Annotated in this window: 21 protein-coding genes; 6 read left to right on the top strand and 15 right to left on the bottom strand. The window is 66.5% G+C overall.

Annotation, left to right across the window (positions count from 1 at the left end; all coding sequences use genetic code 11):
• Positions 1-160: 160 nt before the first annotated feature.
• The 6 genes from ASC68_RS22440 to ASC68_RS22415 form a co-directional block, all read right to left on the bottom strand.
• Positions 161-865: a FadR/GntR family transcriptional regulator gene (locus ASC68_RS22440; RefSeq protein WP_055884383.1), complete on the bottom strand. Its 705-nt coding sequence runs from the start codon at positions 863-865 to the stop codon at positions 161-163.
• Complete coding sequence (locus tag ASC68_RS22435) at positions 862-1,896, bottom strand: four-carbon acid sugar kinase family protein (protein ID WP_055884380.1); 1,035 nt, start codon at positions 1,894-1,896, stop codon at positions 862-864. Before ASC68_RS22435 ends, ASC68_RS22440 begins: the two co-directional genes overlap by 4 nt.
• Entirely contained in the window at positions 1,889-3,508 is a 1,620-nt protein-coding gene (locus ASC68_RS22430) for an ABC transporter ATP-binding protein (protein WP_055884376.1), read from the bottom strand. Before ASC68_RS22430 ends, ASC68_RS22435 begins: the two co-directional genes overlap by 8 nt.
• A complete protein-coding gene (locus ASC68_RS22425; RefSeq protein ID WP_055884373.1) occupies positions 3,501-4,463 on the bottom strand; it encodes an ABC transporter permease in 963 nt (320 codons plus the stop codon). Before ASC68_RS22425 ends, ASC68_RS22430 begins: the two co-directional genes overlap by 8 nt.
• 4 nt (positions 4,464-4,467) lie before the next feature.
• Positions 4,468-5,382, bottom strand: a complete 915-nt coding sequence (locus ASC68_RS22420) for an ABC transporter permease (RefSeq protein ID WP_055884370.1) — start codon at positions 5,380-5,382, stop codon at positions 4,468-4,470.
• Positions 5,383-5,459: 77 nt separating this feature from the next.
• Entirely contained in the window at positions 5,460-6,962 is a 1,503-nt protein-coding gene (locus tag ASC68_RS22415; RefSeq protein WP_055884453.1) for an ABC transporter substrate-binding protein, read from the bottom strand.
• A 325-nt stretch (positions 6,963-7,287) separates the two neighbouring features.
• Between ASC68_RS22415 and ASC68_RS22410 the strand changes: the two genes are divergently transcribed.
• Genes ASC68_RS22410 through ASC68_RS22390 form a run of 5 tightly spaced genes read left to right on the top strand, consistent with a single transcriptional unit; the run spans position 7,288 to position 12,391 of the window.
• Positions 7,288-8,460, top strand: a complete 1,173-nt coding sequence (locus tag ASC68_RS22410) for an exo-alpha-sialidase (protein WP_055884367.1) — start codon at positions 7,288-7,290, stop codon at positions 8,458-8,460.
• On the top strand, positions 8,457-9,407 hold the full coding sequence (pdxA, locus tag ASC68_RS22405) for a 4-hydroxythreonine-4-phosphate dehydrogenase PdxA (protein WP_055884365.1): 951 nt from the start codon (positions 8,457-8,459) through the stop codon (positions 9,405-9,407). The genes ASC68_RS22410 and pdxA overlap by 4 nt, the downstream gene beginning before the upstream one ends.
• On the top strand, positions 9,404-10,333 hold the full coding sequence (locus tag ASC68_RS22400) for a dihydrodipicolinate synthase family protein (protein WP_055884360.1): 930 nt from the start codon (positions 9,404-9,406) through the stop codon (positions 10,331-10,333). Before pdxA ends, ASC68_RS22400 begins: the two co-directional genes overlap by 4 nt.
• Positions 10,326-11,462, top strand: coding sequence for an iron-containing alcohol dehydrogenase (locus ASC68_RS22395; protein ID WP_055884357.1), 1,137 nt, complete (start codon positions 10,326-10,328; stop codon positions 11,460-11,462). Before ASC68_RS22400 ends, ASC68_RS22395 begins: the two co-directional genes overlap by 8 nt.
• Before the next feature lie 29 nt (positions 11,463-11,491).
• Positions 11,492-12,391 (top strand): alpha/beta hydrolase, encoded by a 900-nt coding sequence (locus ASC68_RS22390; protein WP_055884354.1) that lies wholly within the window; start codon positions 11,492-11,494, stop codon positions 12,389-12,391.
• A 63-nt stretch (positions 12,392-12,454) separates the two neighbouring features.
• On the opposite strand, the gene ASC68_RS22385 is transcribed toward ASC68_RS22390, so the two are convergent.
• The 3 genes from ASC68_RS22385 to ASC68_RS22375 are packed head-to-tail and all read right to left on the bottom strand — an operon-like array spanning position 12,455 to position 14,743.
• Complete coding sequence (locus ASC68_RS22385) at positions 12,455-13,078, bottom strand: TetR/AcrR family transcriptional regulator (RefSeq protein WP_197421369.1); 624 nt, start codon at positions 13,076-13,078, stop codon at positions 12,455-12,457.
• 2 nt (positions 13,079-13,080) lie between these two features.
• Complete coding sequence (locus ASC68_RS22380) at positions 13,081-13,866, bottom strand: hypothetical protein (protein WP_055884351.1); 786 nt, start codon at positions 13,864-13,866, stop codon at positions 13,081-13,083.
• Between the two features lie 13 nt (positions 13,867-13,879).
• A complete protein-coding gene (locus tag ASC68_RS22375) occupies positions 13,880-14,743 on the bottom strand; it encodes an alpha/beta hydrolase (RefSeq protein ID WP_055884349.1) in 864 nt (287 codons plus the stop codon).
• Positions 14,744-14,758: 15 nt separating this feature from the next.
• Between ASC68_RS22375 and ASC68_RS28765 the strand changes: the two genes are divergently transcribed.
• Positions 14,759-14,941, top strand: coding sequence for a hypothetical protein (locus ASC68_RS28765; RefSeq protein ID WP_156384502.1), 183 nt, complete (start codon positions 14,759-14,761; stop codon positions 14,939-14,941).
• Between the two features lie 132 nt (positions 14,942-15,073).
• Here the strand turns inward: ASC68_RS28765 and ASC68_RS22370 are convergent, their stop codons facing one another.
• From ASC68_RS22370 to ASC68_RS22345, 6 genes are all read right to left on the bottom strand, one after another.
• Positions 15,074-16,633: a polyamine aminopropyltransferase gene (locus ASC68_RS22370; protein ID WP_055884346.1), complete on the bottom strand. Its 1,560-nt coding sequence runs from the start codon at positions 16,631-16,633 to the stop codon at positions 15,074-15,076.
• Positions 16,630-16,860 (bottom strand): hypothetical protein, encoded by a 231-nt coding sequence (locus ASC68_RS22365; RefSeq protein WP_055884344.1) that lies wholly within the window; start codon positions 16,858-16,860, stop codon positions 16,630-16,632. Before ASC68_RS22365 ends, ASC68_RS22370 begins: the two co-directional genes overlap by 4 nt.
• Positions 16,857-17,465: a hypothetical protein gene (locus tag ASC68_RS22360; protein WP_156387416.1), complete on the bottom strand. Its 609-nt coding sequence runs from the start codon at positions 17,463-17,465 to the stop codon at positions 16,857-16,859. The genes ASC68_RS22365 and ASC68_RS22360 overlap by 4 nt, the downstream gene beginning before the upstream one ends.
• A gap of 9 nt (positions 17,466-17,474) precedes the next feature.
• Positions 17,475-18,326 (bottom strand): DUF350 domain-containing protein, encoded by an 852-nt coding sequence (locus ASC68_RS22355; protein WP_055884338.1) that lies wholly within the window; start codon positions 18,324-18,326, stop codon positions 17,475-17,477.
• A 32-nt stretch (positions 18,327-18,358) separates the two neighbouring features.
• The gene (speD, locus tag ASC68_RS22350) at positions 18,359-18,754 is read right to left on the bottom strand and encodes an adenosylmethionine decarboxylase (protein WP_055884448.1); all 396 of its coding nucleotides are present in this window, start codon (positions 18,752-18,754) and stop codon (positions 18,359-18,361) included.
• 106 nt (positions 18,755-18,860) lie between these two features.
• Positions 18,861-19,397, bottom strand: a complete 537-nt coding sequence (locus ASC68_RS22345; protein WP_055884336.1) for an AAA family ATPase — start codon at positions 19,395-19,397, stop codon at positions 18,861-18,863.
• Between the last annotated feature and the right edge of the window lie 3 nt (positions 19,398-19,400).

Genomic DNA, 19,400 nt, shown 5'->3' with positions numbered 1-19,400 from the left:
CCACGGCATCGACAGGTCCTCCTGTCAGCCATGTATCCGGACTAAACTGTCAGCGATCTATCCGGATCGGACCGCGGCGATCTCCTCCCACCAGCCTTTCGGCTGGTCCCCCCTCCCCCGCAAGCGGGAGAGGGTGCGCCGACTGATAGTCTGGGGCTACTCAACCCTTCGGTGCAAACAACCGATCCCGCGAGCCCTGCAAATGCTCCCGCATGCGCGCGCGCGCCGTGTCGGGGTCGGCGGCGTTGATCGCTTCGAAGACGGCGGAGTGTTCGGTGAAGACGTGCTGCAGGCCGTCGCTGGTCGAGCGCAGCGAAATGCCGTGGAAGCGCATGCCGACGGCGATGTGTTCTTCCAGCGCCTGCATGGCGGTGGAGAAATACGGGTTAGCCGAGGCCTGGGCGATGCTGAGGTGGAACATGAAATCGGCGTCGGCGCGGTGCGCCTGCCGGTTGGTGGCATCGCGCAAGAGGCTGAGGGCCGATTTGATCCGGGCCAGCGCTTCAGGGGTGCGGCGCTGCGCTGCCATCGCCGCGGCTTCGGGCTCGATGGTCAGGCGGAAATCGTAGCAGTGCTGTAGGTCGGAGAGGTTCTCCATCTGGCCGAAGCCAAGCGGCTCGCGCAGCCCCTGTTCGCGCACGAAGCTGCCGGCGCCCTGGCGCGAATAGATCAGCCCCTGGTCGCGCAGCCGCTGCAGCGCATCGCGCACCACCGGGCGAGACACCTGGAACTCGGCGGCGAGCGCATGCTCGGTCGGCAGCCGGGCATCCACCGCATAGGCCCCCGACTTGATGGCCCGCTGGATGCGGTCGAACACTGCGTCGGAGAGGCTCCGCCGGACGTTGAGACCTTCGCTCATGGTCATGCGAGGCGCTCCTCCTCTCTGTGGAACGGATGCAGCAGGTGTTGCAGCGTTTCGGGCCCGCCAAAGCCGCCCGATTTAGTGACAAAGGTCAAGCCGCCGCCTTGCGCAAGGGGCAGGCCGGGCAGGGCTTCGCCGATGAGATCGAGCACCCGGACGCCCAGCCGCTCGAGCAGCACCTGCGCCGTGGCGCCGCCCGATAGGACCAGCAGCGCGCCGGGCGGCGGGGCGAGGCGCTGTAACGTGTCGGCGAGGGCGTTGGCCACCGATTTGCCGTCGGCGGGGGTGGCGCCGGGGGCGGCCTGCAGCACGGTCAGCCGCGCCGGGGCCGGGAGCTCGGCCGGACCGATGCCGTTCGGCGCCGCAAGATAGGCGAGGTTGGGTTCGGCGGCCCTCAGTTCCGCCAGCTGGGCGAGGGTGATCGGGTCGGTCGAGCCGATCACCAGATAGGCATGGCGGTGGCGCAGGCTCACATCCGGCGCCGGGGCGTCGGGCGCCATGGCGCGGGCCATGGCTTCGGCGAGACCGCGGGCGCCGATCGGCAGGTCGTGGGCGGTTGCCAGCGCCGCGATGATATCGGCATCGCTCTCGATGTCGGGAATGCTGGCGCGGCCGGCATGGGCGCCGAGGCGGGGGGCGATGGCGACGGGCGCCGCAACGCCGAAGCCGCCGAGCGACCCCTCTCGCACCCAGCGGCCGAAACCCGGGATGGCGGGGATGACGAGGCTCTGCACATGCGGGATGGCGTCGAGTTCAGCGGCGATCTGGCCCTTGAGGCGGGAGTCGATCTTCTTGAACAGGCGGGTGCCGGCGGGCAGGGCGGCCAGCGCAGCTGCAACCGCGGCGCGCGCCTCATTGGGTGGCAGCTCGCGGCTGTCGGTCGACACGCCAATGACGCGAGCGCCGCCGGCAATCGCCGCGCCGAGCGCGGCCGGGCTCAGCGCCACGGCGGTCGAAATCGACCGCATGGCGAAGGGCGCCGCGGCGTCGAGCGCCCCGGTCAGGTCATCGGCAATGATCGCCAGTTCAGGCATTTTGCGCTGCAATGACGGCCCGGCGGCTGGCCTGCACGTCCGGATCGGGGTCGAGATTGGCGGCCAGCAGCCGCTGCGTATAGGGGTGCTGCGGGGTGTCAAAGATCTGCGCGGTCGGGCCGCGTTCGACGATTTCGCCGGCCTGCATGACGATCACCGTATCGGCGAAATCGCGCACCACGCCCAGGTCGTGGGCGATGAACAGGAAGGCGATGCCGAGCCGGCGGCGCAGGCTGTCGAGCAGCGCGATCACCTGGGCCTGGATCGAGACGTCGAGCGCCGATACCGCCTCGTCGCAGATGATCAGCTCGGGCTCGAGCGCCAAGGCGCGGGCGATGGCGATGCGCTGGCGCTGCCCGCCCGAGAACTGGTGCGGATAACGCTCGGCATGCTCGGGCGCGAGCCCGACCTGGTCGAGGAGTTCGGCGACCCGGGCCCGGCGCTGCGCCCGGTCGGGCATCAGCTTGTGGATGTCCCAGCCCTCGGCGATCAGCTGGTACACCGACATGCGCGGGTTGAGCGACTGGGTCGGATCCTGGAACACCATCTGGATCTCGCGGCGCACCCCGAGCAGTTCCCGCGCTCCCATGCGGATCAGGTCGCGGCCCTTCCACAGCGCCTCGCCGCCATCGGCGACCTCGAGCCGCAACAGGGTGCGCGCCAAAGTCGATTTGCCCGAGCCGCTCTCCCCCACCACGGCAAGGCTCTGGCCGCGCAGTAGGGTCAGCGAGGCGCCCTTGAGCGCGGTGAAGCCGCCATAGCTCTTCTTGAGGGCCTTGGTTTCGAGCAGCAGCGGCGCATCGGCTTCGAGCTCTTTGATCTCGCCCTTGCCGGGCGCGGCGCCGATCAGCTTTTTGGTATAGGCGTGCTGCGGCTGGTGGTAGACGTCGCGCACGCTGCCGGTTTCGACGATCTCGCCCTGGTTCATCACCACGACGCGGTCGGCGATCTCGGCGACGACGCCGAGATCGTGGGTGATGAGCACCAGGCCCATGCCCGTCTCGGCCTGCAGTTCCTTCAACAGCGCCAGCACTTCCGCCTGGATGGTGACGTCGAGCGCGGTGGTCGGCTCGTCGGCGATCAGGATGTCGGGCTTCAGCATCAGCGCCATGGCGATCATCAGGCGCTGGCGCTGGCCGCCGGAGAACTGGTGCGGGTATTTCCGCATCGCCGCTTCGGGGTCGGCAATGCCGACGCGGGCGATCAGCTCGAGCGCCCGGGCCCGGGCCATGGCGGCGGGACGGCCATGGGCGGTCATCATCTCGACGATCTGCCAGCCCACCGTATAGACCGGGTTCAGGTGGCCGAGCGGATCCTGGAAGATCATGGCGATCTTCTTGCCGTTGAGCGCCCGGTGCTCCTCGTAGCTGACCTGCAAGAGATCCTTGCCGTCATAGAGGATTTCGCCGGAGACGATGCGGGCCGGCGGGGTATCGAGCAGGTTCATCACCGCATTGGCGGAGACCGATTTGCCCGAGCCGCTTTCGCCGAGAATGGCGAGGGTTTCGCCGCGGCCGACCGACCAGCTGACATCTTTCACCGCGTGCACCGTGCCGCGGGCGGTGTGAAAATCCACCGACAGGTTTTTGACCGTGAGCAAAGCCTCAGCCATGGGTGGGGCTCGCTGGTTTGGCGCTTACTGGCGCAGTGCTCCTGGCTTCGAGGCGCCAGCGCTGGTTGGGATCGAGCGCGATGCGCATCCAGCCCGAAAGCAGGTTCAGCGCCAGCGCGGTGATGACGATCAAGAGCCCCGGCCAGAAGGCCAGCCACCAGGCGGTGGTGAGGTAGGGGCGGCCCTGCGCCACCATCAGGCCCCAGGTGATATCAGGTGGCTGCACGCCGATGCCGAGAAAGCTCAGCGAGCTCTCGGCCAGCATGACGAAGGCGAAATCGAGCGTCGCGATGGTCAAGAGCGTCGGCGCCACCACCGGCAGGATGTGGCGGAAGATGATGCGCCGGTGCGAGGCGCCCATCACCACGGCGGCCTGGACGAACATCCGCTCGCGCACTTCCAGCACCTCGGCGCGGGTGGTGCGGAGGTAAATCGGGATGCGGGTGATGGCGAGCACCAGGATCATGTTGGGGATCGAGGGTCCGAGCACGTAGAGCACCACCACGGCGAGCAGCAGCGAGGGGAACGACATGATGACGTCGGCGAGCCGCATGATCACCTGCGAGGTGGTCTTGCCCATATAGCCGGCGACCAGCCCAGCGGCGGCGCCGACCAATGCCGCCGCGGCGACGGTGCCGGCGGCGATCAGGATGGTCGAGTGCGCGGCAACGATCAGCCGGGCCAGCATTGGCCGGCCCAGCGAGTCGCCGCCGAGGAAGAACTGCCAGCCGCGGGCGAGGCTGAACGGCGCAAAGTTGCGCCCCCTGAGGTTCTGGTCATTGGCCATTTCACCCAGCAAAGCCGGGCCGAGCAGCGCCGCGACGACGATCAGCAGCAGGATCACCGCCGAGGCGAAGGCGAGCTTGTCGCGCCACAGCATGGCGAGCAAAGGCGGCGCGGCGCGCGGGGCCGGAGCGGGGGTTTTGGCGAGCGACGTATCGGTCACGGGCGACATGTCCTTAGTGCCGGATGCGCGGATCGAGCAGCGAATAGGCGATGTCGATCAGGATGTTCATGAGGAAGATGGCGAGGGCGGTGACCATGATCGCCGCCAGCACCACGTTGAAATCGCGCTGCAGGATCGAGTCGATCATCAGCTTGCCGACGCCGGGAAAGCCGAAAATGGTTTCGACGATCACCGCGCCGTTGAGCATGGCCGCGGCCTGGTCGCCGATCACGGTGATGACCGGCAGCATGCCGTTGCGCAGCGTATGGACGAAGATCAGCGGCAGGTTCTTCACTCCCTTGGCGCGCGCCGTCTTCACATAGGGAGCGCTCAGCGCCCCTAGCATCGAGCCGCGCACCACCTGCACCACGAGGCCGAAGGGGCGGATGAACAGCACGGCGATCGGCAGCACCCAGTGGAGCGGCGTGCCGACGCCGGAAGTCGGCACCCAGCCGAGGCCGATCGAGAACACCACGATCGCGACAATGGCGATCCAGAAATCCGGGGCCGAGGCGCCGACCAGCGAGACGATCGAGACCAGCCGGTCGAAAAAGCCGCCGACCTTGAAGGCGGCGAGCGAGCCGAGGACGATGGCGGCGACGACGACGATCGCCATGGTGATGAGCGCCAGCGGCAGCGTCCAGGCATAGGCCTCGAGCACCACCTCGAGGGCAGGGCGGGCCTTGCGCAGGCTGTCGCCGAAATCGAGCTGCAGCAGATCGAGCAGGTAGCGCCAGAACTGCTCGATGATCGGGAGGTCGAGCCCGTGCAGCGCGCGGAACTCCTCTTTCATCTGCTCGGTGGCGTCGATCGGCAGGAACAGCACGGCCGGATCGCCGGTCAGGCGCGACAGGAAGAACACCAGCACCATCAGCCCGAACAGGGAGAGGAGGCTGGCGATCGCGCGTTGTCCGATCAGTTTGGTCATGGCGCTCGGGTGTCCTTATGGGCGGCGGCGCCGGACGCGGGGGTCCGGCGCCGCCAACAGTGTAGTCTGGAAGCGGCTTACTTGAAGCCGATCTCGCTCAGCTGCAGCTGCTGGTTGGTGGCGATGGTCGGGGTGAAGGCGAGCCGTTCGCTCACCCGGCTGTGGCCGACCATGTGGAACAGCAGGGCGTCGGCGACGATGTCCTTCTGCACATAGGCGAACAGTTCGGACCAGAGCGCGGCGCGCTCCTCGCCGGTCGCGGCGCTGGCCTTCTCGATCAGCGCATCGACCTTGGGGTCGTTGACGCCCGACTGGGTGCCCTGGCTGTGATACTTGAAGTACATCGAGAACACCGGATCGCCGCGCGAGTTATCGTGCTGGGCGACGACGAGCTGGGCCGGACGCCCCTCGGGATAGGGCTTTGAATAATACTGCTCGTGCTCGGCCACTTCGACCATGCGCAGGCTGGCGTTGAAGCCGGCTTCGTTGAGCATGTCGACCAGCGCTTCACCCACTTCGGTGACGTGCGGGAAGTTCTCGGTGCGGGCGATCACTTCGACCGGCGCCTTGACGTTGACGCCATCGGCGGCGGCAGCGGCGAGCAGCGCCTTGGCGCCTTCGAGGTCATAGGCCGGCGGGGTGAGGGTGGAGTTCCAGCCCAGCGTCGTCGGCGGCACCATGGCGACGGCGAGTTCGGTGCCGGCGGCGAGCACGGTGCCGATAAAGGCCTCGCGGTCGATGGCGGCATTGAGCGCCTGGCGGACGCGCAAGTCACCCATGGGCTCGACCGTCTGGTCGATGCGCAGGTACACGGTTTCCGAGTTCGGGTAGGTGAAATCGGTCTTGGGGTTGGTCGCTTCCACCTCGGTGATCTGCGGGGCGATATCGGCTTCGCCGGCTTCGACCATGGCGGCGCGCACGGCCGGCTCGGAGCGGAACAGGTAGGTCGCCTTGGTCACCGCGGGGGCGGCGCCCCAATAATCGTCGCGGCGGGTCAAAACGATCTGCTGGCCGGCGGTCCACTCGGTCATCTTGTAGGGGCCGGTGCCGATCGGATCGCGCACGAACTCGATCGGCGTCTCCGAGGGAACGATGGTGACCAGCGACATCAACAGCGGCAGGATCGGCTGCGCCGGCGTGGCCGTGACGTCGATGGTATTGGCGTCGACGATGTTGAAATCGAGCTTGGTGTCGGCGAAGTAGCGCTTGCTCTCGCAAGTGATCTGGTCGCTGAACACCCGGTCGAACGAGTGCTTGACGTCAGCGGCGTCGAAATCGCTGCCATCGGAGAATTTGACGCCCGGATGCAGCTTGAACTGCCAGGTGCCGTTGCCCTTGTCTTCCCAGCTGTCGGCGAGGCGCGGCATCAGCCCCTTGTCGCCGCGCACGTCGAGCTCGGTCAGCGTCTCGGAGATGTTTTCCATGATGACGCGGCCGATATTGGAGCGGGTCGCCATGCAAGGCTCGACGAGGTCGAGTTCTTCGCTGAGCACCACGGTGATGTCGGTATTGGACTGCGCCATGGCGGGGGCAACCAGCCCCGTAGCCATGAGGGCGCCGGCCAGAACGTGCTTGATGATCAAGTCATCCTCCCATCGCAGCTTTCACGATTGGCGCGGGCCGAGCTGCGAACAACCCACGCGAAACTCCCGGCGCCGAATTGAAGGCGCCCGGCGCCGCTCAGGCGGTCACCGATCGGGCTGCACCTAACCCGAGTGCAGCGAAGGTTGTCAAATTAAAAGTGTATGAACGGGCCTTTCGGTTGCGCAGATGAAAGCTAATACATTGAAAATACGTAGATATATCTAACATCCGACCAACGTCTATGCCGCTGACAACGCTGATAATAACTTGACAACATGTGTTTCGGTGTGACTTTTGCGGCCAACAGCAAGTGGGGGAGAGATGACTCCGGACGAGATCGCCGCGCAGATGAATGGTCGGCTGGCCGGCACTGCCGATGGCCGCTACGAGGCGTTTCTCGCCTCGCCCATGGTGCAGAACCACGCTGCCTTCATCGAGCTCCTGGATGACGGCACGCTCGCCTGCCTGTGGTTCGGCGGCACGCTCGAGGGCAAGTCGGATATCTCGATCCACGGCACGGTGCTGGCGCCGGGCGCCGACGCGTTCGGCCCGACGGTGCAGCTCAGCCACGATGCCGAGCGCTCGGAGCAGAACCCGGTGCTGGCGCGCGACGCCGCGGGGAACTGGCAGCTGATCCACACCGCCCAGCCCGCCGGCAACCAGGATGAGTGCCTGTTGCGCAGCCGGCCGATCAGTCTCGAGGGCGATCGCCTGGTCGGCGGCGCGCCGCGCGACCTCGATCTGCCGCTCGGCACGTTCGTCCGCGCCCGCTTCGTCCGGCGCAAGGATGGCGCGACGCTGATGCCGGTGTTCCGCTGCATCTCGCGGCCGGGCCAGCGCTGGAACGGCAGCCACGATACCGCCGGCGTCGCGGTCAGCCGTGATGACGGCCAGAACTGGGTGCTCAGCGAAGTGCCTGGCTCGATCGGCTCGGTGCATATGACCATCGTGCCGCTCGACGGCGATCATCTCGTCGCCTTCTACCGCCGCCGGCAATCCGATCTCGTCCACCGCTCCGAAAGCCGCGATGGCGGTTTCACCTGGTCGGCGCCGGCGCCGACCGATGTGCCCAACAACAACTCGTCGATCAACGTCATCCGCCTCGCCGATGGGCGGCTCGCCATGGTGGGCAACCCGACCTCCGCCGCGACTTCGGCGGATCGCCGGGTGTCGCTTTATGACGAGATCGAGGCCGGCGACGACCGGCCCGACGCCAGCGGCGGCTGTGCCCCGGTCTGGGGCGTGCCGCGCGCCCCGTTGACGCTCAGCGTCTCGTCGGATGGCGGCGTCACCTGGCCGCTCCGCCGCATTATCGATGACAGCCCCGGCACCTGCCTCACCAACAATTCGGTGGATGGGCGGAACAAGGAGCTGTCCTACCCATACCTGCTGGAAGGACCGGACGGCGCACTGCATGTCGCCTACACCTACTTCCGGCGCGCCATCAAATATGTCCGTCTCCCCAAGGGATGGATCGACGGAGAAAACTCGTGAGCGACATTATCGGCATCACCATGGGCGACCCGGCCGGCGTCGGCCCGGAAATCTCGGTCAAGGCGGTGGCCGAGATGAGCGCCGAGGACCGCGCCCGCACCCGCATCTATGGCAACCGCGCGACGCTGGAGCAGGCGCTCCGCGCCACCGGGCTGACGCTCGATCTCGATGAGATCGTGATCGACCTGCCGGTCGAAGGCGGCCCGCTGCCCTGGGGCAAGCTCGATCCGCGCGCCGGCGATGCGGCGTTCCGCTTTATCGAGAAGGCAGTGCGCGACGCCGAGGCCGGCATTATCGGCTGCCTCGTCACTGCGCCGATCAACAAGGAAGCGCTGAACCGCGCCGGCCACCACTATGACGGCCATACCGGCATGCTGGCGGCGCTGACCGGGCAGAAATCGGCGTTCATGCTGCTGGGTTCGGAGCGGTTGAAGGTCATCCATGTGTCGACGCATGTGTCGCTCAAGACCGCCATCGACCGCGCCACGCCCGAGCGCATCCTCGCCACCATCCGGGCCGGCAACGAGCACCTGAAGCGCATCGGCTATGCCAGCCCGCGCATCGCGGTGGCCGGCATCAACCCGCATTGCGGCGAGAACGGGCTGTTCGGCAGCGAGGACGACCAGCAGGTGGTGCCCGCCGTCGCCATGGCGCGAGCCGAGGGCATCGCTGTCGAGGGGCCGATCTCGGCCGATACGGTCTATCACCGCGCCCATAACGGCGCCTTCGACCTGGTGATCGCCCAGTATCACGACCAGGGCCATATCCCGATCAAGCTCGTCGCTTTCGATACCGCGGTGAACGTGTCGCTGGGGCTGCCGATCGATCGCACCTCGGTTGATCACGGCACCGCCTTCGATATCGCCGGCACCGGCAAGGCCAACCACACCAACATGAATTCCGCCATTGCTTATGCGCGGCGTCTCGTTGCGGGGAACAAGCAATGAATCCTGCCACCACGTTCCCCGTCCACGGCGTGTTCAGCGCCGCGGCGACGCCGGTCCTCGCCGATGGCGCGCCGGATCACGAGAGTTTTGCGAGCCACGCCAGGGCGCTGCTGGCCGAAGGGTGCGACGGCATTGCGCTGCTCGGCACCACCGGGGAAGCCAACTCGTTCAGCCTCATTCAGCGCCGGCAGCTGCTCGAGCACGTCATCGCCGCGGGCGTCGAGCCCAAGCGGCTGTTGCCCGGCACCTCGCAGACCAATGTTGCCGATACGGTGGCGCTGACCCGCCATGCGCTCGATGCGGGCGTCGCCGCCAGCGTCGTGCTGCCGCCCTTTTACTACAAGGGGGTGAGCGACGAGGGGCTGTTCCGCTTTTATGCCGAGGTGATCGAGGGGGTGGCGAGCGATAGCTTACGCGTCGTCCTCTACCACATCCCGCCGATCGCCCAGGTCGGCATCTCGCTGGAACTGACCGCCCGGCTGCGCGAGGCGTTTCCGGGCATCATCATCGGGGTCAAGGACAGTTCGGGCAAGCTCGAGAGCATGGCGGCCTTCGCCTCGGCCTTCGAGAATTTCGCCGTGCTGGCCGGCGCCGACCCGCTGATGCTGCCGCTGCTCAGGGCCGGCGGCGCCGGGTGCATCACCTCGAGCTCCAACCTGATCGCCAGGCACCTGCGCGTAGTGTTCGACAACTGGTTCGATCCGCAGAAGGCCGCCGAAGTCGAGGCAGCGCAGGGGCGGATCAATGCCTGGCGCGACCTTTCCAACGCCTATGTGCAGTTGCCGACCATCAAGGCGATGCTGGCCAAGCGCCGTGGCCACGATGGCTGGACGCGGGTGCGGCCGCCGCTGGTCGAGCTGACGGCAGACGAGATCGCCACGGTCTGGGCTCGGATGGGCGAACTGGAGGCGGCGGACAATGTCTGACGCCGTGCTCTCCATGGCCCGCCCCATCACGTTGCTGCAGCCATCGCGGCTCGAGATCGGGGCAGGGGCGATTGCCCGGCTCGGCGCCTGGGCCGCCGGCTATCGGCGCATCTTCGTCGTCGCCATGCCGCCCACCGTCGGCTTTGTCGAGCGCATCGGGCTCAGCGGGGAGGTCGCGACCTATATCGATATTCCGCCCGAGCCCGATCTCCCCGCCGTGGAGGCGGTGCTGGCAGCCGCGCGGGCGTTCCGTCCCGACCTGGTGATCGGGCTCGGCGGCGGCTCGGTGATGGATGTGGCGAAGCTCGTTGCTGCGCTCTGGGACAGCGAGCAGGCAGTGCTCGATGTGGTGGGTGTCGACAAGCTCGCCGGCCGCCGCTCCGCCCTCGCCCAGGTGCCGACGACCTCGGGCACCGGCTCGGAAGCCGGCATCCGCTCGCTGGTCACCAACCCCGCGACGCTGGCGAAGCTGGCGGTCGAGAGCCGGCACATGCTGGCCGATATCGCGGTGCTCGACCCCGAACTCACCTATTCGGTGCCGGCGGCGGTTACCGCAGCCACCGGTATCGATGCGCTGGCGCATTGCGTCGAGGCTTTCACCAACCTCAAGGCGCACCCGCTGATTGACGGTTATGCGCGGTTGGGCATCGAACTCGTCGGTCGATATCTGCCGCGCGCCGTCGCTGATGGCGCCGATACCGAAGCGCGCGCCGGCATGATGCTGGCGTCCTACTATGGCGGTCTCTGCCTCGGTCCGGTGAATACGGCCGGCGGGCATGCGCTGGCCTATCCGCTGGGGACGCGCCTCAAGCTGCCGCATGGCCTCGCCAACGCCATCGTCTTTCCGCACGTGCTGGCGTTCAACACCACCGCGCGCCCCGACAAGACGACTGAGATCGTCACGGCACTCGGCCTCGGGCAGCTGGCCGATGCGCGGGAGGTGCTGGCCGGAAGCATGGCCTATTGCCGTGACCTCGGCATCGAGATGAGCCTTGCGCGCCATGGCGCGCAGGAAGCCGAATTGCCGGTCTGGGCCGAGGAGGCTTTCGCCATAAAGCGCCTGATCGACAACAACCCGCGCGCCCTGGGGGTTTCCGACATCCTGACGATCTACACCAGCGCGCTGTAGTCGCAGCAAACATTGTTGAGGAGGAGCAAATGCTCAAACCCGTCATTTTCGGGATCGCTATCGCATGCCTGGTCGCCGGCATGGCCCACGCCGAAACCAGGACAATCGACGCCGCCGGGATCAGCTTCAGCGGCACAGAGCTCTACTCCGACATCCAGTATTCGACGTCGGCGCTGGGGCTGATGCGCAACGAGCTCTATCTCGACCTGCTGCGGCCCACCAGCGCCGCGCCGGCGCCGGTCATCGTCTTCGTCACCGGCAGCGGCTGGCGCGCAGTCGAGCGCGAGCGGCTGCTGCCGCAGCTGGTCCGCTTCGCTGAGGCGGGTTTCGCGGTCGCCTCGATCGATTATCGCGGCATCGGCGAGGCGAAATTCCCCGAGCCGCAGATGGACGTCAAGGCGGCGGTGCGGTTCCTCCGCCACAACGCAGCGCTCTACAATCTCGACCCGGAGAGGATTGCGGTGTTCGGGCCCTCCGCCGGCGGGCATCTGTCGCTCATTGCCGGTCTCACCGGCAATGAGGAAGCCTTCGTCGACGACCGGCTGCCGGGCGTGTCATCGGAAGTCGCCGCCATCGCGGCATTCTACCCGGCGGCGTATCTGGGGGAAGCGGGCGAGGCCGGCTACGACCTCGCCAGCCTGCATATGGGTCTGTCGGTGCATGACAAGGCCAATGCCGAAGCGGTCAATCTCGCGACTCCGGCCAGTCACGTCACCGAGGCCAGCCCGCCGGTGCTGCTGATTCATGGCACCGAGGACAAGATTGTACCGATCGATCAAAGCCAGCGCCTCTACGACGTGCTGATCGGCAAGGGCGTCGATGCGACGTTCATCACTGTCGCGGGGGTGGGTCACGATTTCGAGCAGATGACCAGTGTGCCTGAGGTCACCGATGCGCTGATCGGCTTTTTCGAGCGGACCCTGAAATGACCTGCGGATCGCGCGGCAGCCGGCCGCGCGATCCGCTTCAGCACTTGCCTCGCCCCGCACCAGTCAGTGCGGCAGGATCACCCGCACGCGGCCGGCGATTTCCGCCATGATGTCGTCGACCGGGCGCGTGGCGTTGATGGTGGCCGCCATGCTGACGAACATGATCGTCGAGACGATCTGCGCCAGGGTGGCGGCGACGTCCGGTTCGATGCGCTCGTTCCGACACAGAACCGCGGCGACTGCCGCTTCGGTCTTGAAGGTCAGGGTCAGGGCATCGCGGTGGTGCGGCTCGTCGGGGTCGCCGAAGACCAGTTCGCGCAGGTAAGCCCGCCCGTTCTCGACATTGACGCGGTTGCATTCGACGATCGGGCGGATGATGGCGAGCACCCCATCGAGCGCTCCGGACGTGGCTTCGGCGGCGGCCCGGCCTTGCTCGAGCGCCTCGGCATAGCCCGAGTTCTGCACCAGCAGCAGCAACTCGCTCTTGCTTTTGGCATAAAGGAACAGCGTGCCGGTGCCGATGTCGGCCCGGTCGGCGATCTGCTGCGTGGTCACCGCATCGACGCCGTGGGCCTCGAAGAGCTGGCGCGCGGCGGCGACGATCCGGTCGAGCTTGTCCTGCTTGTTGCGCTCGCGACGTCCCACCGGTTTCGGTCCGGCCGGCGGCATGTCCTCCAAGGTCTTCACCGTTACTCCTGATAATGGGGAAGGATGACGCCATCCCGCACGAACGTCAGTGCCTCGGCGACCTGATAGGCGTGGGCGGCAGAGGCGATCTGGGCCAGCCCGATCGACAGACTAGCCAAACTGCGGCCCGCAAAGAAGGCCGCCTGCGTGGCCGTGTCGGGGAAGCCGAGCATCACCGAGGCGTGGAACTGCTGATCCCCGGGATTGTCGTGCGCGACATTGGGGGTGTTCCACAGGGCCTTGCTCCAGGGCAGGAAGGTTTCGGTTCTGAGCTCCTGCAACGCTCCCGTGCCGGCAAGGGCAGGCGCCAGCTGATCGTTGATGAACCTGCGAAAGGCGCGGCCGCCGACCCCATCCCGCCGCCGCAGATAGACCAGCACCCGGGAGGCAACCCGTTCGCCCGGCCGCGCAACGTCGTACCAGCGCGACCAGTTCGGCAGACCCAGATAGAGCAGGGTGCGCCGGAACACGTTGACCTCGTCCTTGAACGCCAGCTTGTTCTGCTCGCGCCCGGCCAGCACCGAGAACGCCGACTGGAACGCCACCTGGGCGACGCCGTCGATCCGGCGACCGGCGGGAATCCCGGTTTCGAAACCCGGGGTCGCCGGCCACAGCCCCGGGTTCGTCTCAGCGAGGTGAGTCTGGCGATACTCATGGAGGCCCGGGCTTGCCGAGATGATCTTCGAATGCGGCCCTTTCCAGTAGTTCATGCCGGTTTGGCGGGGCTGGTCGGAACGCATCCACAACAGGATCGAAGAGGAGAAGCGCCTGCTGAATGTCGTGCTCATTTTGCTCGTCCTTTCAGCGATCGAGGAATGCGACGGCGAGCGGGGCGAACCTGTCGTGGAACTGGAAGATGCCGCCATGGCCGGAGTCGGGATAGATGATCAACTCGGAACCCTTGATGCGCCGATTGAGATCCGTCGAGAGCACGGAAGGCACCATCCGGTCATTGTCGCCATTGGCGATCAGGGTGGGCTGGGTGAGCCTCGAGAGGTCCGCCGGAGCCGAGCGCCCCCACTTGCCGATCGCCTTCAGCTGCGTCCGGAACGCCTTGAGCGTCACCGGCACGTCGCGGTCGGCGGTCCGCTCCTTGAGCCGGTTGACGAAGGCCCGCGCCGCTGGCTTGCCGCTGGCGTTCCGGTTGAAGAACAGAAATTCCTTGGGGTCAGACCCGGTCAGGGTCGCACGGAGGATGTCGAAATAGGTGACACCCGCCACCTTATCGATGTCCTTGCCGCCGGCCGGGCCGGTGCCCGTCAGGATCAGCTTGCGGACCAGGCCGGGGTGCTTGTCGACCAGCGCCTGGGCGACGAAACCGCCGAGCGAAAACGAGAAGATATCGATCCTGTCGAAGCCGAGGGCCTTGATGAAGGTGAAGGCGTCGTCGGCCATCGCCTCGATGCTGTCGGGCACCTGGCCGCTCGAGCCGCCGACGCCGCGGTTGTCGAAGGTGATGACGTGGTGACCCCTGGCGATCGGGTCGATGAGGCGCGGGTCCCAGTTGTCGAGGTTGGCGGCGAGGTGGACGAAGAAGACGACGGGGATGCCGCCTTTCGGCCCCAGCTCGCGATAGGCGTAGGTGACGCCGCCGGCGGTGATCGTTCGCCCCGGTGCATCCTTATAGGCGGTGATGACGGTGTCGTTCGAGTGATGCGCGTTCATGTGGGTGCTCCCTGGATGAATGGCGGCAGCCAAAGTCGATCCGTCATTCTGATTGCACTCAAATATGAATGCATTCAGTTTTTGTCAATGGAGGCTGCTGGCACAACCGTATCCGGCACCCTGCATGCGGTCCTTCTCGAGCGCTTCCTCGTCCGCGTCGCCGCGCTGCGGCTCGGCGATCCGCTCGGCGACGGGTGATCTCGCCGGCAAGGGCGGATTTTCTGGTCTAGGAGCGTGCAGGCGGGAGAGGGTATGCCGACTGCGAGATCGCGCGCGGCGAGTTTCTGGGTTAGGCGGGGCCCGTTGCGGCCGGCCGGCCGCGGTTGGCCATCAGCGGTAGTACTGCCACCCGGCCAGGTAGTCGTCGAGGATGGTCGGCCTGTCCAGGGTGCTGACCCCGGCATTGGCGACGATGGTGTCCTTGTCGAACTGGAAGTGCTTGGGGATGTCGTCGGCCTCGAGGTAGCGCGTCGCAACGGCGAGCCGAGGCTTGTCGAGGTCGAGCGCCACGTCGCTGGCGAGGACGAACCCCCATTCGCCGAACGAGGGCACGTTGAGGTGGTAGGGGTAGGTCCGCTCGAAGCCGCCGGCGCGGACCGTGGCCTCGATGCTCCAGAACGCCCGCGGCGAGAAATACGGGCTCGTCGCTTGCGTCACGAACAGTCCGCCCGGCGCGAGGCTCCGATGCACCAGCTGGTAGAACTGCTTGGCATAGAGCCGCGCCAGCCCGCTATTGTTGGGGTCGGGCAGGTCGGCGATCACCAGGTCGAACGGCTCGCTGTTCTCCCGCAGGTATTCGAACGCATCGCCGATCACCACCTGCACCCGGGGTGAATCGAGACTGCCGCCATTGAGCTCGCGGATGCCGGCATTGCCGCGCGCCAGGGCGACGACTGCGGGGTCGAGGTCGACGAGCACGATCTCGGCAATCGCCTGGTGCTTCAGCAGTTCGCGCGCCGCAAGCCCGTCGCCGGCGCCCAGCAGCAGCACGCGCCTCGGCGGCCGCGGGCTGAGCCCGAGCGGGATGTGCACCAGCGCCTCATGGTAGCGGTACTCGTCAACCGAGGAGAACTGCAGGTTGCCATCGAGATAGAGCCGCAGATCGTCGCGGTCGCGGGTCAGGACGATGCGCTGGTAGCGGGTCTGCTCGGCGTGGACGATCCGATCCTCGTAGAGGCTCTGGTCCCACTTCTCGAGGAAGGCATGCGACAGGGCGATCATGCCGCCGAGGAACACCGTGACCGCCACGCTGAGCGCCAGCATCGTGCGCGCCGGCTTGCCGATCTCCTCGCCGAAGACGCGCAGCATGACGAAGCCGATCGAGACGTTGGCAAAGCCGAACAGCAGCGACGACTGGTAGATGCCGAACACCGGCAAGAGGAAGAACGGGAAGGCGATAGTGGCGATCAGCGCGCCCAGGTAGTCGAAGGACAGGATCGAGGCGATGTTGATCTTGAGCGGGTTGTAGCGGTCCATCAGCCGGGTGAGAAACGGGATCTCGAGCCCGATCAGCACGCCGATACCGACAGTCAGCACCAGGTAGGCGTGGAAAAACAGCTCGGTCCAGGCATAGGCAAAATAGAGGATCGGGATGCTGAGCCCGCCCAGCGCCGCCAGCGCCAGCTCGATGATGACGAAGCGGCCGAGCATGTGCCGTTCGATATAGCGCGACAGGAAGGTGCCCAGCCCCATCGCCGCCATGTAGATGCCGATGGTGAGCGAGAAGAACTTGATGCTGTCGCCGAGAAAATACGACGCCGTGGTGGCGATGAGCAGCTCGTAGATGATCGAGCAGAGGCCCGATACGAAGGCCGAAAACACCAGGGCCAGCACCTGGCGGCGATTGCCGCCCGCGGCTTGGTCGGCCGCTTCGGTTCCATCAGTGGTCATTTGCCGCCTTCCGGCCCACCGCCGACAATGCCGAGGCCGCCGGCGCTGCCGGTGCGCGCGCTGCGATCGTGGTAGGTCTCCACGCCGCCACGGAACCATGGCCGGGAGCTGTAGCCATGGTATCCGGCGTGGCCGAACCCGTCGCCGGCGACGTAGAAAAGCGCGATGTAAACCGCGCCCAGGCCAACCAGGGCGATCAGCACGGCGTTGCGGGTCGGCGAGTTCATCGGAACACCCCAAGGAGCTTCATGACCGTCCGGTTGGCGATCTCGTTCATCACCAGCCCGGCCAGCAGCGTCACGATGCCGAAGATCAGGTGCGGAATATTGCTGCCCCTGGTGCGGCGGATGTTCACCTCGATCCGTTCGGGCCGCAGTTCGCCCTGGGTCTTGAAGTTAAGGTAGAACTCGCCGGCCTCGGGGATGGTCAGGTTGAGATTGTAGTTGTTGTCCGTCTCGTCCCACGGGCCGTCGTCATAGCCGGTTTCGTGCCAGAGCTCGCTGCCGAAGCCCATCAGGTAGTTCTGCCGGGCATCGAGCAGTTCGCCCTCGATGAACACCCAGGAATTGACGGGTAGGTTGGCCTTGACCGACACCCAGATGCTCTGGCCCGGGCGAGCGATGGTGAAGGGCCCGACCATGGCGTAGTCGAGCGCGGCGAGCTGCTCGCCCGGCTCGAGCGGGGTCGGATCCTCAAGCGCCGGAGCGTATTTCAGGCTGCCGCTGAAGATCTTATCCAGGGGCACACCGAGAACGAGCGAGGTGAGCAGGCCGAGCAGCCCGAAGACGATGAACACTGCGGGCGCCGGCCGCGACGATGCTGAAACCCGCATCGGCCGCCCCTAGATCAGCATCGCCGTCACGCCCGCAAAGCAGATCGCGGTCGTGGCTTCGAGCAGGGCGGCGCCGAGGTTGCCATTGTCGCGGATTTCGCGCCCCAGCGAGCGACCAGGGATGACCATGCGATCCATGACCAGCCGCAGGATCGGCAGGAAGACGAAGGCGATGAGGTCGGCGGCGAAGAAAGCCATCAGGTCGGCCGGCCAGTTGACGAAATCGCCGGCCGAAGCGTTCATGATGATGATGGCGAGGGCGATCAGGTGGCCGGCGAAGGCGACGCCGCTGGCGACGTTGCTGTCGACCAGCGTCTTGTGGATGCTGTAGGGCGAGAGCCGCTCATAGATCAGGCTGAAAGCCAAGAGCGACAGCTGCCCCAAGACGAAGAACACCAGCATCGAGACGATGCCGCCGCCTTCGCCCGATACCGAGCCGGCAATCACCAGCCCGGTCGCGACATAGGCGCCGAAATGCACCGCGCCGACGCCGACATTCCGTCTGGCGACCAACTGGTGCGTGTCGTCGAACTTGCGCAGGATCGCCCAGTCGTTGAACCAGCGCGACAGGTTGAGCAGCACGATGCCGGCCAGCGAGTAGCCACCGACCGCCAGCAGGTCCTGCAGCAGCCCATGGGAGGGGCCATAGAGCGCCCCGACAAAGATCAGCGCCGTCGCCAGGTAATAACCCGACATGGCGAGCCCGATGGCGAGGTTGCCGCTTTCGCTCAACTGCTGGTTGATCTTGTAGGAGATCGCCAGGCCCTTGAACCATTTGGCGAGCAGCAGCAGCACCAGATACAGCACAAGGAATATCGGCGCGCGCACGATGTCCTGGATCGGCAGCCCTGCGAAAGTCATCCACCACCCCCCGATGGTCGCCGCTGGCGGCGCTAGGCTGAAGCGTCCGGGGTCAGTGACCCGCGGGCAACGGCCGTGATTTTCAAGTTGCTCGGCTGAAACGCGGCCTGCAGCGGCGCAATGGCCTCCTCGGCGCGGCAATCGCCGCACATGAAGACGTCCAGTGCGACGTAACCGGTCTCGGGCCAAGTGTGGATGCTGATATGCGACTCGGCAAGCAGAGCAACGCCGGTAATCCCACTATTGGCGCCGAAATGGTGGAAACGCGTTTCGAGCACTGTGGCGTTGCAGGCCGCGGCCGCGCGGCGCATCGCCTGTTCTATGAAAGATTGATCATCGAGGCCGGTCGCACCCCAGAAATCGAGCAGAATATGAGTACCGGGCCGGTATTGTGGCCCGGTTTCTGCTCCAGATGCCGCTTCAGTCACTATCGCCTCCACGGCACCAGCAGACATAGCTGGCGTAACTCATCGTTAGCGCAGCGCGATTGCCGCCACAACCCGGGGGCGACGGCCCTGGCCACCGTCGGTCCGATCAGCCGCCGCTCTGCGGCTGGCATGCAGCGAGGATCGCGTCGACGACGTCGGCAAGCGGCGCGGTGGCGTCGATGCGGATGGCGTTGCCCGGGTCGTTGTCGCCGCTCGCATGGAGCCGCGTGTTGAACGCCCGCTCAATCGGCTTGCCGCCGAAGACATCGGCCGGCCGCGCCGCGAGCCGCCGGTTCAGGGTGGCGGCGTCGGCTTCGAGCACGAAGACCCTGTCGAACAGCGCGATGAAGTGATGGCGGTTGCGCGAGCCGCCGCAGAAGAAGCTGATTAGGTGGCTCCGGTCGGCGATCAGCGCCTTGACCCGTTCGACCGGCCAGATCCAATGCCGGTAACCCCACGCCACCTTGTCGTTCTCGCTGTCAAAAGCCGGCCAATCCAGCGGTGCGCCGGTCTCGGGGTCACCGTAATAGGCGAATTGCCGGTCGCCGTGGATAACATGGTGGCCGCGGCGCTGCAGCTCTTCGGCCACCGTGGTCTTGCCCGCGCCGGAGAGGCCCTCGATCAGATAATTGCGCACGCCCATCCG

It is taken from the genome of Devosia sp. Root105, assembly GCF_001424865.1.
Lineage (GTDB): Bacteria > Pseudomonadota > Alphaproteobacteria > Rhizobiales > Devosiaceae > Devosia_A.
This window is presented reverse-complemented; position numbering and strand designations above follow the sequence as displayed.

What these genes read in the sequence shown, in the direction of transcription:
- ASC68_RS22440 (WP_055884383.1), bottom strand. Translation starts at nt 865, where the DNA reads ATGACCATGAGCGAAGGTCTCAACGTCCGGCGGAGCCTCTCCGACGCA.
- ASC68_RS22435 (WP_055884380.1), bottom strand. Translation starts at nt 1,896, where the DNA reads ATGCCTGAACTGGCGATCATTGCCGATGACCTGACCGGGGCGCTCGAC.
- ASC68_RS22430 (WP_055884376.1), bottom strand. Translation starts at nt 3,508, where the DNA reads ATGGCTGAGGCTTTGCTCACGGTCAAAAACCTGTCGGTGGATTTTCAC.
- ASC68_RS22425 (WP_055884373.1), bottom strand. Translation starts at nt 4,463, where the DNA reads ATGTCGCCCGTGACCGATACGTCGCTCGCCAAAACCCCCGCTCCGGCC.
- ASC68_RS22420 (WP_055884370.1), bottom strand. Translation starts at nt 5,382, where the DNA reads ATGACCAAACTGATCGGACAACGCGCGATCGCCAGCCTCCTCTCCCTG.
- ASC68_RS22410 (WP_055884367.1), top strand. Translation starts at nt 7,288, where the DNA reads ATGACTCCGGACGAGATCGCCGCGCAGATGAATGGTCGGCTGGCCGGC.
- ASC68_RS22400 (WP_055884360.1), top strand. Translation starts at nt 9,404, where the DNA reads ATGAATCCTGCCACCACGTTCCCCGTCCACGGCGTGTTCAGCGCCGCG.
- ASC68_RS22395 (WP_055884357.1), top strand. Translation starts at nt 10,326, where the DNA reads ATGTCTGACGCCGTGCTCTCCATGGCCCGCCCCATCACGTTGCTGCAG.
- ASC68_RS22390 (WP_055884354.1), top strand. Translation starts at nt 11,492, where the DNA reads ATGCTCAAACCCGTCATTTTCGGGATCGCTATCGCATGCCTGGTCGCC.
- ASC68_RS22380 (WP_055884351.1), bottom strand. Translation starts at nt 13,866, where the DNA reads ATGAGCACGACATTCAGCAGGCGCTTCTCCTCTTCGATCCTGTTGTGG.
- ASC68_RS22375 (WP_055884349.1), bottom strand. Translation starts at nt 14,743, where the DNA reads ATGAACGCGCATCACTCGAACGACACCGTCATCACCGCCTATAAGGAT.
- ASC68_RS28765 (WP_156384502.1), top strand. Translation starts at nt 14,759, where the DNA reads ATGAATGGCGGCAGCCAAAGTCGATCCGTCATTCTGATTGCACTCAAA.
- ASC68_RS22370 (WP_055884346.1), bottom strand. Translation starts at nt 16,633, where the DNA reads ATGACCACTGATGGAACCGAAGCGGCCGACCAAGCCGCGGGCGGCAAT.
- ASC68_RS22365 (WP_055884344.1), bottom strand. Translation starts at nt 16,860, where the DNA reads ATGAACTCGCCGACCCGCAACGCCGTGCTGATCGCCCTGGTTGGCCTG.
- ASC68_RS22360 (WP_156387416.1), bottom strand. Translation starts at nt 17,465, where the DNA reads ATGCGGGTTTCAGCATCGTCGCGGCCGGCGCCCGCAGTGTTCATCGTC.
- ASC68_RS22355 (WP_055884338.1), bottom strand. Translation starts at nt 18,326, where the DNA reads ATGACTTTCGCAGGGCTGCCGATCCAGGACATCGTGCGCGCGCCGATA.
- ASC68_RS22345 (WP_055884336.1), bottom strand. Translation starts at nt 19,397, where the DNA reads ATGGGCGTGCGCAATTATCTGATCGAGGGCCTCTCCGGCGCGGGCAAG.